The 17931-nt window shown below is 70.3% G+C and carries 15 protein-coding genes; 3 read left to right on the top strand and 12 right to left on the bottom strand.

Annotated elements, in window-relative coordinates:
• Positions 1–38 precede the first annotated feature (38 nt).
• Positions 39–686: a formylglycine-generating enzyme family protein gene (locus tag HNR67_RS17435; RefSeq protein WP_185003315.1), complete on the bottom strand. Its 648-nt coding sequence runs from the start codon at positions 684–686 to the stop codon at positions 39–41.
• Between the two features lie 12 nt (positions 687–698).
• Entirely contained in the window at positions 699–1508 is an 810-nt protein-coding gene (locus tag HNR67_RS17440) for an SDR family NAD(P)-dependent oxidoreductase (protein WP_185003316.1), read from the bottom strand.
• A 98-nt stretch (positions 1509–1606) separates the two neighbouring features.
• Here HNR67_RS17440 and HNR67_RS17445 point away from each other — a divergent pair, with 98 nt between their 5' ends.
• Entirely contained in the window at positions 1607–2407 is an 801-nt protein-coding gene (locus HNR67_RS17445) for a helix-turn-helix transcriptional regulator (protein ID WP_246492538.1), read from the top strand.
• Between the two features lie 257 nt (positions 2408–2664).
• Here HNR67_RS17445 and treZ read toward each other — a convergent pair whose 3' ends face one another.
• The 5 genes from treZ to HNR67_RS17470 form a co-directional block, all read right to left on the bottom strand.
• On the bottom strand, positions 2665–4383 hold the full coding sequence (treZ, locus tag HNR67_RS17450) for a malto-oligosyltrehalose trehalohydrolase (RefSeq protein ID WP_185003317.1): 1719 nt from the start codon (positions 4381–4383) through the stop codon (positions 2665–2667).
• Entirely contained in the window at positions 4380–6671 is a 2292-nt protein-coding gene (treY, locus tag HNR67_RS17455; RefSeq protein WP_185003318.1) for a malto-oligosyltrehalose synthase, read from the bottom strand. The genes treZ and treY overlap by 4 nt, the downstream gene beginning before the upstream one ends.
• A gap of 31 nt (positions 6672–6702) precedes the next feature.
• Positions 6703–8865: a glycogen debranching protein GlgX gene (gene glgX / locus HNR67_RS17460; RefSeq protein WP_185003319.1), complete on the bottom strand. Its 2163-nt coding sequence runs from the start codon at positions 8863–8865 to the stop codon at positions 6703–6705.
• Between the two features lie 113 nt (positions 8866–8978).
• Complete coding sequence (locus HNR67_RS17465; RefSeq protein ID WP_185003320.1) at positions 8979–9650, bottom strand: class I SAM-dependent methyltransferase; 672 nt, start codon at positions 9648–9650, stop codon at positions 8979–8981.
• Positions 9647–9916 carry a glutaredoxin family protein gene (locus tag HNR67_RS17470; RefSeq protein ID WP_185003321.1) on the bottom strand — a complete coding sequence of 90 codons (270 nt, stop codon included), beginning with the start codon at positions 9914–9916 and terminating at the stop codon, positions 9647–9649. Before HNR67_RS17470 ends, HNR67_RS17465 begins: the two co-directional genes overlap by 4 nt.
• A gap of 162 nt (positions 9917–10078) precedes the next feature.
• Between HNR67_RS17470 and HNR67_RS17475 the strand changes: the two genes are divergently transcribed.
• Both HNR67_RS17475 and HNR67_RS17480 read left to right on the top strand, forming a co-directional pair.
• Entirely contained in the window at positions 10079–11302 is a 1224-nt protein-coding gene (locus tag HNR67_RS17475) for an MFS transporter (RefSeq protein WP_312987481.1), read from the top strand.
• Between the two features lie 409 nt (positions 11303–11711).
• Positions 11712–12905, top strand: coding sequence for a GGDEF domain-containing protein (locus HNR67_RS17480; RefSeq protein WP_185003322.1), 1194 nt, complete (start codon positions 11712–11714; stop codon positions 12903–12905).
• Between the two features lie 4 nt (positions 12906–12909).
• Here HNR67_RS17480 and HNR67_RS17485 read toward each other — a convergent pair whose 3' ends face one another.
• From HNR67_RS17485 to HNR67_RS17505, 5 genes are all read right to left on the bottom strand, one after another.
• On the bottom strand, positions 12910–14403 hold the full coding sequence (locus HNR67_RS17485; RefSeq protein WP_185003323.1) for a caspase family protein: 1494 nt from the start codon (positions 14401–14403) through the stop codon (positions 12910–12912).
• On the bottom strand, positions 14404–14583 hold the full coding sequence (locus HNR67_RS17490; protein ID WP_185003324.1) for a hypothetical protein: 180 nt from the start codon (positions 14581–14583) through the stop codon (positions 14404–14406).
• Positions 14584–14703: 120 nt separating this feature from the next.
• Positions 14704–16143 carry a caspase family protein gene (locus HNR67_RS17495; RefSeq protein ID WP_185003325.1) on the bottom strand — a complete coding sequence of 480 codons (1440 nt, stop codon included), beginning with the start codon at positions 16141–16143 and terminating at the stop codon, positions 14704–14706.
• 6 nt (positions 16144–16149) lie between these two features.
• Positions 16150–16509, bottom strand: coding sequence for an effector-associated constant component EACC1 (locus HNR67_RS17500; protein ID WP_185003326.1), 360 nt, complete (start codon positions 16507–16509; stop codon positions 16150–16152).
• Positions 16510–16670: 161 nt separating this feature from the next.
• The gene (locus HNR67_RS17505) at positions 16671–17825 is read right to left on the bottom strand and encodes a glycoside hydrolase family 88/105 protein (protein ID WP_312989596.1); all 1155 of its coding nucleotides are present in this window, start codon (positions 17823–17825) and stop codon (positions 16671–16673) included.
• Positions 17826–17931 lie beyond the last annotated feature (106 nt).

Genomic DNA, 17931 nt, shown 5'->3' on the forward strand with positions numbered 1-17931 from the left:
GCCATGCTTCGCGCGCATACGCGGTGACAGGAGCCCTGCTAGTGGGCGGATCTCGCTATCCGGAAACCCACATCGTCGATGGCGAAACTCGGGTGACTCCGCCGCCGCACCCCGGCCCGGCAGCTCCAGTGCTCGTCCAGCCAGCCGCCGCCCCTGAGCACCCGGTAGGTGCCGTAGACCTCGGGGTCGTACAGGTCCCAGCACCATTCCCAGACGTTGCCGAGCAGGTCGTGCAGGCCCCAGGGGTTGGCGGCCTTCTCACCCACGTTGTGCGGGTGCTCGGCGGAGTTGTCGCGATACCAGGCTATGTCGTCCAGCGGGCCGTAGCGGGGAGTGGTTGTGCCCGCCCGGCACGCGTATTCCCATTCGGCTTCGGCGGGGAGCCGATAGCCGGTGGCGGCCTGGTTCCACTCGACTTCGCCCGCGTCGATTCGATATGCCGGAGTCAGGTTCTCCTGCTCTGACTTGGTATTGCAGAAGGTGATCGCGTCCAGCCAGGAGACCGTTTCCACCGGGTGGCGCTCGCCCTTGGCGGTGCTGGGGTTGTGGCCGGTGACTTCGGCGTATTCGGCCTGGGTCACCGGGTGGGCGGCCAGCAGGTAGGGCGCCAGCGGGACTGACCAGGTGCGCTGGGTGCGGCGGTCGGTCAGGGTGGCCTGGCCGGCTGGGATGGCGATCAGCTTCATGGTGTGGCGAGTTTATCGGCGGAGATGGTGGGTGCGGGCCAGGTCATCGGCCACCGCGGCGAGTTTGTCCTGGATGGCCTGGACCGCGTCCTCGCCAAGGGGGAGGCGCAGGGGCGGGTCCGGGAGTTCCAGGGCAGCGAGTACCGCGGTGGCGGCTTCGGCCGGGTCGCCGGGTTGGGTGCCGTGGCTGTCGGCGAGGGTCTGGCGGACCGGGTCGACGGTGGCCGCGTAGTCGGGGATCTGCCTGCTGGTGCTCAGGCCGGGGCCGGCGAATCCGGTGCGGTAGGCGCCGGGTTCGACGATCAGGACCCGGATGCCCAGGGGAGCCACTTCGCCCGCGAGGGCTTCGCTGGCCTGTTCCAGGGCGCCCTTGGCCGCGCAGTAGGCGCCTACACCGGGGAAGGCGAGCAGGCCGCCCATGCTGGTGAGCTGGATGATGGTGCCGGTGCGGCGGGCCCGCATGTGCGGCAGGGCCAGCCGGGTCAGGTGCAGGGGGGCGAAGAACATGACCTCCATGACGTCGCGGAGGTCTGCCTCCGGGGTTTCCTCGATGGCGCCCACGTAGCCGAAGCCGGCGTTGTTGACCAGGACGTCGATGTGTCCGTGGCCGGCCAGGGCCTGGCCGATGGCGTGTTCGCGGGCGGTGGGGTCGCCGAGGTCCAGGGGCAGCACGGTTACCCGGGCGGGGTTGGCCTCGGCGATGGCCTGCATGGTTTCCGGGCGGCGGACGGCGGCGATGACGGTGTCGCCCGCGGCCAGGGCGGCTTGGGTGAAGGCCGCGCCGAAACCGCTGTTGGCGCCGGTGATGAACCAGGTTCGCATGGGGTCAACCCTGCCGGGGCGGGGTGCGGGCCGGGTATGGCCCGATGGTGGAAGGTTCCGGGTTGCCGTGCCAGGTTGGCACGGAATACAACGGAGACATGGCGACTGAACCTCGGGCCGCACGGCGGACCATGGTGGACGTTCCAGGGCCGCCGCGGCCATTGCCTTCGGACGAGCCGCTCCCGGCCGAGGACTACCGGCGACTGGTGGGCGTGCTGGAGGCGGTGGATCGGGCGCCGGACCTGGAAGCCTTTGGCGAGGCGCTGGTCCGGGCTTTGCAGACCTGGTTCGGCTACGGCACGGTTGCGGTGCTGCACGGGCGGACGCTGGCGGAGGCGTTGCGTGGTGGGGCCGGGGTGAAGAGCGGCTACTCCGAGGCGTTCCTGGCGGAGTACGCGACCAAGTGGGTGGCGGCTGACCCGTTCCTGACGCCGCGGGCGTTCCAGTTGCTGGCGGAGCGGGGTGTGGTGACGCTGGCGGATCTGCTGGCGCCGGAGCACCAGGAGTACGTGGACGGTTTCCTGCGGCCGCATGGGATCACCGACAAGCTGGGTACGGTGGTCGACGCGGGTGCGGCGGGAGTGCTGTACGTGGGCGCGGTGGTGCGGGGTGCGGCGACCGTGCCGGTGCGGGATGTCGCCGTGTTACGGGTGTTGCGGCGGCACCTGGCGCCACTGGCCGCCGATCAGCTTGGGCGGTCCCGGATCCGGGAGTGGCGGCTCACGCCGCGGGAGCGGGAGGTGGCCGGGTTGGCGGTGCGGGGGTTGACGAATCCGCAGATCGGGCGGCAGCTGTTCATCGGCGCGGACACGGTGAAGAAGCACCTGAGCCGGGTGTACGCGGAGACGGGAACGTCCACCCGGACTCAACTGGCGCTGATGTTCCGATCCATGCCCTAGCCCCGTGTCCAGAAGCCCGACCCGCCCCTCACCGCCGTGTTGGCCGTTGTCGTACACAGTGTTGGCCGAACTGGTACGCCCATCCGCCAACACACCGCCCGCAACGGCCAAGACACCGTCCAGTTCGGCCAACACACCGCCCGCAACGGCCAAGACACCGCCCAGTTCGGCCAACACACCGTACGGCAACGGCCAACACACCGTCCGGAACGGCCAACACGCCGCCCATAGCGGCCAACACGGGGGTGGGTGGGTGTTTAGGTGGTGGTGTTGAGGATGGCGAAGGACTCCGGTGGGAGGGTGAGGGTGTCGCCGGGGGTGATCGGGGCTGAGGACAGCAGCACGGTGTGGGCCGGGAGGGGGAGGGTGATCTCGGTGGCGGCCAGGTTCACCGCCACCCGGAGTGGGCCGCGGTGCAGCACCAGCCAGCGGGACTGTTCGTCGTAGTCGACCCGGAGCAGGTCCAGGCGCGGGTCGGACAGGGCCGGGTGTTCGCGGCGCAGCCGGATCAGGTTCCGGTACAGGGCGAGGAGTTGGGCGTGCTCGGGCTGGTCAGGCTCTGACCAGTCCACTGTGGACTGTGCGAGGGTCTGTGGCGACATGGGGTCCGGGACTTCTTCCTCGGTCCAGCCGTGGTCGGCGAACTCGCGGCGGCGGCCGGTGCGCACCGCCTCGGCCAGCTTCGGGTCCGGGAAGGTGGCGAAGAACTGCCACGGGGTGCGGGCGCCCCATTCCTCGCCCATGAACAGCATCGGCGTGTACGGCCCGGTGAGGACCAGGGCCGCGCCGCAGGCCAGCAGGCCGGGGGACAGGGTGGCGGAGAGGCGGTCGCCGGTGGCGCGGTTGCCGATCTGGTCGTGGTTCTGCAGGTAGGCCAGGAAACGGTGGCCGGACTGGCGGTGCGGGTCGATCGGGCGGCCGTGCGTCCTGCCCCGGAAGGAGGACCAGGTGCCGTTGTGGAAGAAGGCTTCCCGCAGGGTGCGCGCCAGGGATTCCAGGGAGCCGAAGTCGGCGTAGTAGCCCTGGCGTTCGCCGGTGAGCGTGGTGTGCAGGCAGTGGTGGATGTCGTCGTCCCACTGGGCGTGCAGGCCGTACCCGCCCGCCTCGCGCGGGGTGACCAGGCGGGCGTCGTTGAGGTCGGACTCGGCGATCAGCGTCAGCGGCCGGCGCACGTGCGCGGACAGCGCCTCGACCTCGACGGCAAGCTCTTCCAGGAGGTGGGTGGCGCGGCGGTCGGACAGGGCGTGCACCGCGTCCAGGCGCAGGCCGTCGACGTGGAAGTCGCGCAACCAGGACAGCGCGTTGTCCAGCACGTACCGGCGGACCTCGCCGGAGTCCGGGCCGTCCAGGTTGAGCGTCGGCCCCCAGATGGTCTGCCCGGCGAAGTACGGGCCGAACCGGTCCAGGTAGGCCCCTGACGGGCCGAGGTGGTTGTGCACCACGTCCAGGATGACGCCCAAACCCTTGCCGTGGCAGGCGTTCACGAACCGCTTGAAGCCGTCCGGGCCGCCGTAGGACTCCTGCGCGGCGTACCAGAGCACCCCGTCGTAGCCCCAGCCGTGCGGGCCGTCGAAGGAGTTGACCGGCAGCACCTCCACGAAGTCCACGCCCAGTTCGACCAGGTGGTCCAGGCGCTCGATCGCGGCGTCGAAGGTGCGGCCGGCGGTGAAGGTGCCGATGTGCAGCTCGTAGAGCACCGAACCGGGCAGCGCGCGGCCGGTCCAGCCGCTGTCGGTCCAGGCGAACTCGTGCCGGTAGACCCGGGACCGCTCGTGCACGCCGTTGGGCTGGCGCAGTGAGCGCGGGTCGGGCAGCACGGTGGGATCGTCGTCGAGCAGATAGCCGTAGTCGTTGCCGGACAACGGTTCCGCCGGTCGCCACCAGCCGTCGTGCTGCCGGGTCAGGTCGTGGGTGGCCTCGTCCAGGCGCAGCCGGACCCGCTCGGCCTTGGGCGCCCACACGCCGAAGTCGGTCATGCCCGCACCAGCAGCGCGACCGGGTACGGGGAGAGCAGTTCGGCCAGCCGGGGACTGCCGGAGACCGGCCGCCCGGTCAGCGCGTCGGTCCAGGAGCCGTCGCCGATGGGCAGCGGCAGGATGGTGGAGCGCCAGCCGCCCGAGGCGCCAAGGCCGACCGGCAGCCGGGTGGCCACCGCGACCAGGTCCAGCTTCGGGCCGCGGGCGAAGGCGAAGGCATGCTCGGCCGCGGGCCCCTCGGCGTCCAGCGGCCGGTAGCCGGTGAACAGCTCGGGCCGGTCCCGGCGCAGCCGCAACGCCTTGGCGGTCACCAGGAGCTTGGCCGCGCCTTCCTCGTCCACCTCGGGCAGCCAGCCGGAGTCGATGCGGGCCAGCAGTTCCCGGCGGGCCGGGAAGTCCACCGGCCGCCGGTTGTCCGGGTCGACCAGGGACAGGTCCCACAGCTCGGTGCCCTGGTACACATCGGGCACGCCCGGTCCGGCGAGCTGGATCAGCTTCTGCCCCAACGAGTTCGACCAGCCGTGCGCGCGGATCGCCTCGGCGAAGGCGGTGACGTCCTTGGCCAGTTCGGCCTCGGCCAGCACCCGCTCCGGCCAGGCGGCCACCAGCGCGTCGAACTCCGGGTCCGGGTCGTTCCAGGAGGTGGCGACCTTGGCCTCCTTGGCCGCCTTGGCCAGGTAGTCGCGCAGTCGTCCCTGGCTGATCGGCCAGGCCCCGACCAGGGTCTGCCAGGCCAGCAGGTTCAGCGAGGGCTCGGGCAGCCCGGCCCGCGCGGTCCACCGGCGCACTGCCCCGGCGAACTCGTCGCGCACCTCGGCCAGCACCGCCAGCCGGGCCCGCACGTCCTCGGACCGCTTGGTGTCGTGGGTGGACAGCGCGGTCATGGTGCCCGGCCAGCCGGCCTCGCGGGCGGCGTTGCGGAAGTGCAGTTCGGCCACGGACACCCCGAACCGGTCCAGCGCGCCGCCGACCTCGTTCAGCGCGGCGAACCGGGTGCACCGGTAGAACGCGGTGTCCTCCACGCCCTTGGCCATCACCATGCCCGAGGTCTGCTGCACCCGCCGGGTCAGCTCGCAGTCCGGATCGGTGAGCATCCGCTGCCCGGCCAGGCTGATCACGTCGGAGAGGTCCGGCCGGGCCATGCTGGCCGCGGCCAGCGCCGCGCACAGTGGCCCGCGTCCCTCCGGCAGGTAGCTGCGGTAAACCCGGAAGGAGGAGAGCAGTTCGGCGATCCCGGCCTCGGCGCGGGCCGGCTCGAACTCGGGCAGCAGCCGGGCGATCCGGCGCACCTCGGCGGCCAGGATGGTCGAGGCGACCCGCCGTCGGCAGCCGCGTTCCACCTCGTGCACCTGCACCGGCACCCCGAGTTCGGCGGCCAGCCTGGTGAACACCGGCTCGCCCTTGGGGTCGATGAACACCCCGCAGATCTCCCGCAGCGCGTCGTAGCCGGTGGTGCCGTGCACCGGCCAGGAGGTCGGCAGCGCCTCGTCGGCGCCGAGGATCTTCTCCACCACCAGCCAGGCCTCCGGCGCGGCCGTGCGCAGCCTGCGCAGGTAGCCGCCGGGGTCGGTCAGGCCGTCCGGGTGGTCGATCCGCAACCCGGTGACCTGGCCCGCGGTCAGCCAGCGCAGCAGTTCGCCGTGGGTGGCCTGGAAGACCTCCTCGTCCTCCACCCGCACCGCGGCCAGCTCGTTGATGTCGAAGAACCGCCGGTAGTTCAGCTCGGTGGCGGCCCGCCGCCAGTCCACCAGGCGGTAGTGCTGCCGCTCGTGCACCGCCCGCGGCGTGCCCTCGCCGGTGTCCGGCGCGAGGGGGAACCGGAGGTCGCCGTAGACCAGGCAGTCTTCCTTGACCTGCAACTCCTCCAGGGCGGCCTCGTCGTCGGCGAGCACCGGGATGAGCAGCGGCCCGTGCGACCACTCGATGTCGAAGTAGTGCGCGCACGGCGAGGCCTGGCCGAGCTTGAGCACGTCCCACCACCAGGAGTTGGCCGCGGCGTCGGCCACGCCCATGTGGTTGGGCACGATGTCCAGCACCAGGCCCAGCCCACGCTGCCCGAGCCTGGTGCTCAGCGCGGCCCGGCCGTCCGCCCCGCCGAGCACCTCGGATGCCTTGGTCGGGTCGACCACGTCGTAGCCGTGCGTGGAGCCGGGCGCCGCCTGCAGCACGGGGGAGGCGTACAGCGCGCCCGCGCCCAGTCCGGCCAGGTAGTCGGCCAGTTCGGCGGCGTCGGCGAAGGTGGTCTCCGCGTTGAGCTGCAGCCGGTAGGTCGAACTCGGCGTGGTCATCGGTGGTGCCCCCGTCGGTGGAGTGAGCTGGTCAGTCGGTGCGCTGGAGCACGAGCAGCGAGCGGTCGACGACCTTGATCGTCTCCCCGCCGCGAACGGTCCGGGCGCGGCTGGGCGTGCCACCCGCGATCACCCCGGTCACCACCCCGCCGCCGGAGCCGCCGAACGCCTCGCCGGTGGCGGTGTCGAGTACGACCGCCCACTCCTTGCCATACCCCGAATTGGGCACGGTCAGCTCCAGTTCGCCGTCGTGGGCGTTGAAGCAGAGCAGGAACGAGTCGTCGGTGACCCGTTCGCCGCGGGCGTCCAGGTCGGTGATGCCGTCCCCGTTGAGGAAGACCATGATGCAGCGCCCGAAGCCGGATTCCCAGTCCTGTTCGGTCATCTCCTCGCCGGACGGGGTGAACCAGGCGATGTCGCGCAGCTCCTCGCCCTTGCGCACCGGGCGGCCGCGGAAGAACCGCCGCCGCCGGAACACCGGGTGCTCCCGGCGCAGCCGCGCGGTGGCCCTGGTGAAGTGCAGCAGGTCCACAGTGGACTCCAGCAGCGACCAGTCCACCCAGGCGATCTCGTTGTCCTGGCAGTAGGCGTTGTTGTTGCCGCGCTGGGTGCGGCCAAGCTCGTCGCCGTGGGAGAGCATCGGCACGCCCTGGGCCAGGAACAGGGTGGCGATGAAGTTGCGCCGCTGCCGCTCCCGCAGCGCGATGATCCCCGGATCGTCGGTCGGGCCCTCGGCGCCGCAGTTCCAGGAGCGGTTGTCGTCGTGCCCGTCCCGGCCGTCCTCGCCGTTGTCCTGGTTGTGCTTGTCGTTGTAGGACACCAGGTCGTTGAGGGTGAAGCCGTCGTGCGCGGTGACGAAGTTGATCGAGGCGTACGGGCGGCGGCCGTCGTCCTGGTACAGGTCGGAGGAGCCGGTGATCCGGGAGGCGAACTCGCCCAGCGTGGCCGGTTCCCCGCGCCAGAAATCGCGCACGGTGTCCCGGTACTTGCCGTTCCACTCCGTCCACAGTGGAGGGAAGTTGCCCACCTGGTAGCCGCCGGGCCCGACGTCCCACGGCTCGGCGATCAGCTTGACCTGACTGATGATCGGGTCCTGCTGCACGATGTCGAAGAACGCGCTCAGCTTGTCCACGTCGTAGAACTCACGCGCCAGGGTGGAGGCCAGGTCGAAGCGGAAGCCGTCCACCCGCATCTCGGTCACCCAGTACCGCAGCGAGTCCATGATCAGCTGCAGGGTGTGCGGGTTGCGCGCGTTGAGCGAGTTCCCGGTGCCGGTGTAGTCCATGTAGTGCCGGGGGTCGTCCTCGACCAGCCGGTAGTAGGCGGCGTTGTCGATGCCGCGCCAGGACAGCGTGGGCCCGAGGTGGTTGCCCTCGGCGGTGTGGTTGTAGACCACGTCCAGGATCACCTCGATCCCGGCGGTGTGCAGCGCCCGCACCATGGCCTTGAACTCCTGCACCTGGTTGCCCTGCGCGGTCACCGCCGCGTAGCCGTCGTGCGGGGCGAAGAAGGACAGGGTGTTGTAGCCCCAGTAGTTGGTCAGCCCGCGCTCGGCCAGGTGGTGGTCGTTGATGAACTGGTGCACCGGCATCAGCTCGACCGCGGTGACACCCAGCTCCTTGAAGTAGTCGATCATCACCGGGTGCGCCAGCCCGGAGTAGGTGCCGCGCAGTTCGACCGGGATGTCCGGGTGCGCGATGGTCAGCCCGCGCACGTGCGTCTCGTAGATCACCGTCTGGTGGTACGGGGTGCGCGGCGGCCGGTCGCTGTTCCAGTCGAAGAACGGGTTGATCACCACCGACTTGGGCACGTGCGGCGCCGAGTCCAGGTTGTTGCGCGCGTCGTGGTCCTCGAAGCGATAGCCGAACAGCGACTCGTCCCAGTCGATCTGGCCGTGCACGGCCTTGGCGTAGGGGTCCAGCAGCAGCTTGTTCGGGTTGCAGCGCAGCCCGTGCTCCGGATCGTGCGGGCCGTAGACCCGGTAACCGTAGCGCTGGCCGGGGCCGATGCCGGGCAGGTAGCCGTGCCAGACGAAGCCGTCGACCTCGGGCAGCACCACCCGGCTCTCCGCGCCGTCCTCGTCGAAGAGGCAGAGTTCGACCCGCTTGGCGACCTCGGAGAACAGGGTGAAGTTGGTCCCCGCGCCGTCGTAGGTCGCGCCGAGGGGGTAGGCGTGGCCAGGCCACGGCCGCATGGCTGCTCCAGGGGGTTGTCGCGGGACGACGTTGTCCTGTGGTTATTGCCCGGTTTCCGGCGCGACAACGCTAGCGAAGGGAGAGTTCCGCAATGCGGCGGGTACGTGAACAGTTACCGGGGACGCTCGAACTCGGCCACCCAGCAGCTGCCCCGGCTCGGCCGCCCGCTGTCCTCGACCTGCTGTACCCGGCGTTGGGCCAGGTCAGCGGTGCTGAAGCTGTCCAGGTCGGTCCTGGTCAGCGGCCACGGCGGCCCGTCGGCCTCGGCGGGCGGCGTCCCGGCGTGCCGGGCGATCACCAGCAGCGTGCCGCCGGGCGCGACCAGCTCCCGCACCCCGGCCACCGCCTTCGGGCGCACCGGTGCGGGCAGGGCCTGCACGGTGAAGATCTCCACCACCAGGTCGAAGGCCCGGCGCCACTCGGCGGGCAGCGCGAACAGGTCGGCGGTGGTGTAGTGCACGGGGGAGTCGGGGCGGCGTTCCCGGTTGGTCCGGATCGCGGTCTCGGCGATGTCGAAGCCGGTGGTGGCGAAGCCCAGTCCGGCCAGGAACTCCGCGTCCGCGCCCAGCCCGCAGCCGACCACCACGGCCCGCCGCCCGGCCCCGGACAGCTCGCCTGCGGCCGCCCAGGCGGCCAGCAGCGGTTGCGGGGCCTGGCGGTCCCACGGCAGGTCCACCTCGCCGTCCGCACCCGCCCGGTAGAGGCGGTCGAACCAGGCGGTGGGGGCGCCCTCGGCGAGCGCCTCGTGCGCGAGCCTGCCCGCCAAGGGCTCCCAGTCGGTCATGCCTGCGGCAGCAGTTCGGGGGCGTGTTCGCGGACCGCGGCGGTGACCTCGCCGAGGCTGGGGTTGACCATCGCGGCCGGGCCGACGAAGACGGTCGGCACGATCTCGTTGCCGTTGGCCACCGACCGCACCCGCGCGGCGGCCGCCGGGTCCTCCCAGATGTTGACCTTGGTGTACGGCAGGCCGGCCTGGTTCAGCGCCCGCTCCAGGTTCATGCAGAAGCCGCAGCCAGGGCGCCAGTAGAACTCCACCGCGTTCTCGCTCATACGTCACGTTTACCCGCCGCTACCGGTCGCAGCCAAATCAGGGTTGCCTACCAGCGGTTTGCGCGGGATCCAGGTACCCACCGTCACCGGGGAGCACCCTGTGTTGCTCTTTTCCGGTACGACCTGCGCCGAAGGCAGCGTGCGCTTTCGTGCGCTCTTAGGGTGTTCGATGTGTCGCGGCAGGGCGGGTTCGTTGCGGCGTTCGGAATCGCAGAGTTCCGCGCGCTGTGGCTGGCGGAACTCCAATCGGTGATCGGAGATCAACTCGCCAAGGTCGCGCTCTCGCTGCTGGTCTTCGAGCGCACCCGCTCGCCGCTGCTGACCGCAGGGGCCTACGCGCTGACCATGTTGCCCCAGCTCGTCGCCGGTCCACTGCTGTCCTGGCTGGCCGACCGCTACCCGCGCCGCACGGTCATGACGCACACCTCGCTTGCCCAAGCGTTGCTGGTCGGTCTGATGGCCGTGCCCGGCATGCCGCTGTGGCTGGTCGCCGCGCTGCTGGTGCTGGTCCAGCTGGTGCAGGCGCCCTTCGCCGCGGCCCAGGCCGCCACCGTGCCGGTGGTGCTCACCGGCGAGGTCTACCAGGCCGGACAGGCGCTGCGGCAGATCACCGCGAACGCGGCCATGCTGCTCGGCCTGGCCGGTGGCGGACTCGCGGTCGGCCTGCTCGGCCCGCACGTCGCGCTGGCCATCGACGCGGTCACCTTCGCCCTGGTCGCGCTGCTGGTCCGGCTCGGCGTCAAGCACCGCCCCGCGGCCAGGGAGGCCCCCGCGACCGCGGCCCGGCGCAGTTCCGGGGTGCTGCTGGTGTGGCGGAACCGGCGGCTGCGCGCACTGCTCGGACTGTCCTGGCTGGCCGGGATCGCGGTGGTGCCCGAGGGCCTGGCCGCGCCGCTGGCCGCCGAGTACGGGGCCGGACCGGCCGCGGTGGGCTGGTTGCTGGCGGTGGACCCGGCCGCCTACGCGCTGAGCACCTTCCTGCTGACCCGCTGGACCAGCACGGAGACCAGGTTGCGGCTGCTCGGGGTGTTCGCGGTGGGTTCGGTCGCGATGCTGCTCGGCTTCGCCGGGGTGGGCCTGACCGGCGCGTTGATCCTGCTCGCGGTCTCCGGCGCGCTGGCCGCCTACCAGGTCACGGCGGCGGCCGAGTTCATGGCCGCGGTGCCGGACGCGGACCGGGGCGCGGCCTATGGCGTGGCTCGCACCGGGCTCCGCGTGGTGCAGGGTTTGGGCGTCGTCGCGGGCGGCGTTGGCACCGAGTTGATCGGCAGCCCGAGCACGACGGTTACCCTGGCAGGGGCCGTGGGCCTGGTCCTGGCGGTTCCGGCCGCCTGGGCATGGCGACGGGCGCGTCAGGAAGGGCCGGTGAGTCCGTCATGGGTGTGAGACTCAGCGGTTGCCGGTCACACGGGGTGGCAGACGGGGTACACCGGTGTAACGACGCCGGGCTGCGGCGCCGACAAACCAAGCGAGAGTCACCAGTCGCGGTCAGTCACGGGAATCACCTCCGGTCGGCTGCGGTCGGTGCGGGCGAAAGGGGACGGCCATGACCTTCACCAGTCGCGGTCGGACACGGAGACCACCTCCCCGGGAGGTCAGCGCCACGCTCAGGCCGCAGCTACACGACACCCGTGTGCCGGGCACACGGGATAGAGGTATGGACAGTGTGGGGGGTCAGTCGCACACGGGCCAAACGAAGAAGCGGGAATCGTTGCGACGAATTCGCCCGAGTAAATGGGCGCTGTGGAGTCTGCCTCGGCGGGTAATCGTTTATCTGCTGGTAGTCGAGGTGGCGGTGCTGACCGCTCTAGTCACGTCCGTGCTGGCCATGACGGTGCCCACCGGCAAGGAATGGCTGACCTGCGCGGTACTGATCATCTGTGCGGGCGCGCACGTCCACCTGTCCCGCCGCACCGAGGAACAACGCCGCGGCAGTGCCCCTGGCCCGCATATCGATCTTACGAGTATCTGGACCCTGCCCGCCGTTCTGCTGTTGCCGGTGCCGCTAATGGCATTGGTGGTCATCGCCATTCGTACCCAGCGTTACCTCATCGCGCGCCGCCCGTTGTTCCGCTTCGCCTTCAGCACGAGCAGCATCCTGCTCGCCGCGCTGGCCGCGCACGAGGTCCTGGACCTGCTCGGCACCCCGGCCTGGACCACCGGGCACCCGCTGACCATGCTCGCCGAAGCTGGCATCACCCTGGCGGCCGCGCTCACCTACGGCCTGACCCAGCTGCTCGCGGTGGCCGGCGTGATCGCGCTGAGCATGCCCAAGCCCGCACTGGCCGAACTCTTCGGCACCGTCCCGGACAACGCCCTGGAGGCGATGACCATCGCACTGGGCGCGGTGGCCGCCGTGGTGCTGATCCACAACCCGTTCATCGCGCTGGCCCTGGTCCCAGCCGCCGCGGTGCTCAACCGGATCGCCCTGCTCCGCCAGCTCGAACGGGACGCCTCCACCGACGCGCTGACCGGCCTGCTCAACCGCCGCGGCTGGCTGGACCGGGCCAACCGCACCCTGGTCCGCGCCGACCACCAGGCCGCCCTGCTGATGCTGGACCTGGACCACTTCAAGTCCATCAACGACACCTACGGCCACGTCGCCGGCGACGACGTGCTGCGCGCGGTCGCCGAGGTCCTGCGCGAGAGCACCAGGTCCGGCGACCTGGTCGGCCGCTGGGGCGGCGAGGAGTTCATCATCCTGCTGCCCGAGGTCTCCCGCCTGGAAGCGCACACCGTGGCCGAGCGGATCCGGGCCAAGGTGCGCGAGATGCAGGTCCCCACCACGCACCGCCGCGGCGGCCACGTGATCATCATCGAGGACCGCACCACCTCCGTCGGCCTGAGCATCTCCCCGGACCACGGCCCCGACCTGGACAGCCTGGTGGCGGCCACCGACGCGGCCCTGTACCGGGCCAAGGAGAGCGGCCGCGACCGGGTCGAACCGGCCGAACCGGCCCTGCGCCTACCCGAACAACGCGAGCACTGACCCGTCACCAGGTGAGCTTGCTCAGCCTGCGCAACAGGTAGATCGCCCCCACCAGCCCCTCGGCCACCAGGAAATGAATCCCCAGGCTGAGATCCCTGGTGTTGACCGCCGCGGCCAGCATCGCCACCGCCAACGGCGGCAACGAGGCCCAGAGCAGCAGATTCGCCGTGTGGTAGAGCCGCAACGCCAACCGAGGCCGCACCTCCCCCAGCGCGGGCCACTGAGGCCCTCGCAAAAGCTGGACCCGCCGCCGATTGCGCAACACCATGCCCGCCGCCCCGGCCAGCACCGGCAACACCACCACCGTGGCGGTGAACCCCGACCGCACGAACGCCTCCAGCACCGCCCCCGCGGCCTGCGCGGTCAGGTAGCCGGTCAGCAGCCACAGCAGGGTGGTGGTGAGCGCCGAGCCGAGGACGCGGGGGTAGTAGGCGCGCGGCATGGGGCGGCCGCGCAGGTATTTGGCGGTGGGCGGTCCCGGCGGCTGGTAGGGCACCGGCTCGGTCAACGCGGGAACCGGCTCCGGAATCTCCCGCGCCAACGCCGCCAACGCGGCATCCACCACCGCAGCCCCCGGCTTCGTCCCGCCCGCCTCCGGCCGCACCACCGGTGATCCCGGCTTCGCCTCCGACGGCTCCGGCCGCATCGGCGCCACCGGCCCTGGCTCGGTCGGCTCCGACGTGACCGGCACCGGAGTCACCATCGTCATTTCCCGGTCCACCGGTACTACGGTCCCCGCCCCCACCTCAGCCACCTTCGGCCTCCCGGGTTCCCGCCGCAGCAACAGATCCCCGCTCAGATCCCCCAAACTCCCCTTCGGCCGAGGCAATTCCCGCCGGGCCAACGCCGCCGAGACCGACCGGAACAACTGCTGCACCGTCAACGGCGCGTCCCGCACCGGCGCCCCATCCCGCAGCAACCGGATCACCTCCCCCGTGAACGCGGTGTGCCGCTCACCCACCGGCGAATGCGACCGCTCGTTCCGCGGCGAGGACGCGATCACCGCCGTCCCCCGCACATCCACCTCCTGGATGTCCACTCCCGCCCCGCCCATCGTGCGCACCGCCAGCCCCGCGTAACAGCAGTCCAGCAACAACACCCGGGTCCGCGCGGGCGAGGACTCCACCACCTCCCGGATCGAGTCGAACGGCACCCCCGTCCCCCACAGATTCCGCGGACTGGTCAACCGAACCCCCAGGAACAACTGCTCCCGCACCTGACTCCGGATCCCATGCCCCGCGTAATAGACCAGCAGGAGATCCTCCGCCTGCCCCGCCGCCTCGCCGAGTCGTTCCAGCAGACTCGCGGGCGAGTCCGGGGTGTCGATCACCGTGCACTGGGCGGGTTCGAGGATGCCGGTGTCCGGATCGGTCAGGGCCCGGCGCAGGTCGGCCAGGTTGTCCCCGACCGCGGGTAACGGCGGCAGCTCCTCGGCGTGCGCGTAGTGGCTGGTGCCGATCAGCACCGCCCGCGACAACCGCGGCTCCGGCGCCCGCATTCACGCCCCGCCGTCAAGAACCCTGCGCACCTCGGCGAGCACGGCCTGCGCCTCATCCGCCGACCCCGCCTGCAAGGTGACTTCCCGCCCCCGTAACTCACCCTCACCCCGTAACCACCCAGCCAGCTCCCGCAACTGCTCCGGTTCGCTGCCACTGATCGCGACACTCGCGCCGGTCATCACTCCCCCTGCACGGTTGACTACCCAGGGTGATGACGCTATCCCAGCGGATCCGGTGGGAGGGAGCGGAGAAATCACGTCCACGCAAAGATTCGGCGTAGCCGCAGGAACAGTCCGTGGTCACACAGATCGAGCCGCAACGCCTCGCGAGCGCCGAGCGATGCGGCGGTAGAGCAGGTAGCCGCAGCCCCCGAACACCTCGGCCCACAGGATGATCGCACCGACGGAAGGGGAGCGTTTTCCGTCTTGGCCCAGGGTCTGCATGATCCCCATAACGGCGATGGCCATCAGCACGATCACCACGAAGAGAAGGACTACTGTTGCCCGATTCAGCCGTTGGGCCAGCACTGGATTGACATCGGCAAGTGCAGGGCGGGGACGGTCTGTCCGCTGCTGGTGCCTGTGTCGGCGATACAGACCACCCGCGCAAAGTCCGACGACGACAAAGGCGAACACGCTTGTGCCGACACTGCCTGCCGGGCTGACGGTCGACACCGCGCTGCTGGTGGCGAGGCTGTCGATGCCGAAGGGGAAGAAGATCAGCACCCCCAACCACAGCAGGAAGGTCACCAACAGCCGACCAGCCTCCGGCAGGTAGGTCCGGAGCGACGCGGGCGACGACGTTCCCGCAGGCTCCGCCTCAGGCGCGGCCGTGGATGGTGTGTCCGGCCCACCGGTGTCCTTCGAAGTCGTCGGTTCGGGAAGGTCCGTCCGTACCTCGGCAACGGGCGGTGTGACCACTGGCTCCGGCGGCTGCGGCGGTTCTGGCGATGGCAAAGGCGGTGGCGGTGGCTCAGCCAGGGGAGGCTGGGGCAGGACCACCGGAGGCTGCCTGCGGAGCAGTAGATCGGCACTGGTGTCGCCGCTGCTCATCTTGGGTGAAGGGTAGCCGCGCTGGGCCATGGCCGCGTACACCGACCGGTACAACTCCTGCACCGTCAGCGGCTCCTCAGGTAGCGGAGAGCCGTTGCGCAGCAACCTGATCACCTCGCTGGTGAACGCGGTGTTGCGTTCGCCGATGGGTGAGTGCGAGATCTTGTTCCGCGGGGACGAGGTGATGACGGTCGTACCCTGTACCAGGACATCCCGGGTGTCGATCGACCCGCCGGACATCGCACCGAGCGCCAGCCCCGAATAGCAGCAGTCCAGGAGCAGCAACCTGGTGCGCGCCTTGCTGTTCTCGATGATCTCCCGGATCGAATCGAACGGTACGGTGCTGCCCAGCAACTGGTCGCTGCGGCTTTCCCGCACGGTGAGGTAGAGCTGCTCGCGCCGGTCGTGGCGCAGACCGTGTCCGGCGTAGTAGACCAGCAGCAGGTCCCGCGCCTGGTTTGCCGCCTTCTCCAGCCGCACCAGCATGCTCTGGGGCGAGTCCGGTGTGTCGATCACCGTGCACTGCGCCCAGTCCAGAATGCCGGTCACCGGATCAGTCAGGGCGGCCAGCAGATCACTGAGGTTGTGCCGGACCGCGGGCAGGTTCGACAGGTCCTGATCGTCGGCGTACTCGCTGGTTCCGATCAGGACCGCTCGGGATAGCGCGGGCTCGGCGGTAGTCGGCACAGCCGGTTACTCTCCGCCGCCGAGGGCCTTGGTCACCTGACCCACCACCGCGTCCAGATCCTGGGTGGACCGGCATCCGATCTCCAGCTCCCGGCCGTCCTTGGCGCGCAGGCGAAGGGTGACCCGGTCGGCCTCCTTGCGGCGGGCCAGCCAATCGAATACCGCGGTCACCATCGCGGCCGCTGTGCCGCTGGTGACCAGCACGACGATGGTGTCGATCGCGCCGCCCATCTCGCCAGGACGTATCGGCTGATGGGACAGGCTGACCTGGCCGCGTAGTTCCTCCTCGTCGCGCAGCCAGGACGCCAGCCGCCGCAGTTCGTCCTCGTCGGCACCGTCCAGACTGATGTGCACGGCCTCGGTCACGCGCGCCCCCTTTGATCACTAAGAGTCAGTAATCCTACTCGGGGTGACCGGGTAATCACGCAGCGGGCTGCCGGGATTGTCCACTGTGTAGCTCAGCCGAGACAACGCCGTGATCGCTGGACCCGACCCTTCGGCCGGGTCCAGCGATCGCCTCGAACGGGTCAGGCGCCGGTCTTCCTCAGTTGTTCGTTCATGATCAGGAATGCGCCCAGGCCGTGGAAGTCGTTCGTGTTTCTGGGGCGGGCGAGGTAGTACGCCAGGTTGCCGACGTTCGTGCCCTCGCTGATGTCCTTGATGTTGGTCAGGCCGTCCGTGCCCAGGCTGGCCTTGCCCAGCACGCCCTGATACCCCTTGCGGCTCACCGCGCTGAAGCTCGCGTCCAGGTACCCCCGCTCCACCCCGCGGGAGATCATGAACGTGTACATCGCCGAGGCGGAGGTCTCCGTCCAGTTGCCGTTCGCGGTGGGCTTGTCCACGACCTGGAACCAGCGGCCGGTCGTGGCGTCCTGGTAGCGCTGGTAGCCGCGGGCCAGGTGTTGCACCATGGCGATCACCTCGGCGCGGCGGGGGTGGGTGGCCGGCAGGACCTCCAGGATGTCGATTGCCGTCATGCCGAACCAGCCGATGGCCCTGGCCCAGTGTTCGGCCGAGTGGCGGCCGGGGTTCTTCGCCCAGGACTCGGAGCCGTCCTCGTCGTAGGCGTGCCAGAGCAATCCGTTGTCGCGCTTGAGGTTCTTGAAGTAGGCGGCCAGGTTACGCACCGACTCGTCATAACCGTAGGTCTCGTTGTACTGCTTGGCGTAGCCTGCGATGAACGGCTGCGCCATGTACACCCCGTCCGCCCACAACTGGCCGACCTTGCTGGCCGCGTGGAACATGCCGCCGTCGCTGGTGCGGGGGTAGCTGGGGAACCGGTTGCGCAGCTTGTCCGCTGCCTTCTTGTACTTCGCCTGCCCGGTCTCGGTGTGCAGGATGATCAGCAGCGTGGCCGCGCGCATCGAGTCCAGGTTGGTGAAGCTGTTGCTGATCTCGCCGTTGCTGTTGACGAAGCGGTCCACCCACGCCTTGATGTAGTCGAAGTACTTCTTCTCCCCGGTGCGCTTGTAGACCAGGTACTGCCCGTACAGGTACAGCCCGCGCGTGTAGCTCCAGCCGCCAAGGGTGGCCGGGGTGAAGCGCTTCATGGTCGAGTCCACGACCGCCTTCGACCAGTCATCCGGCGCCGCCGGTGCGGCGACCGCGGCGGGAGCGCCCAGTGTGGTGGTCAGGGCCAGCAGCAGACCGAGGACCAGCCCGCGGGCGCGGGTTGTGGTGATCACGTCGTCCACCTCTCGATGTAAAGGTAATCATCCGATCTCAACTGAGAGCGGCGGCGGCGAGTGGGGGGCGGTTCGTCCAGCACACCGGGGTCCAGAGACCCTG

The organism is Crossiella cryophila, assembly GCF_014204915.1.
Classification (GTDB): Bacteria; Actinomycetota; Actinomycetes; order Mycobacteriales; family Pseudonocardiaceae; genus Crossiella; species Crossiella cryophila.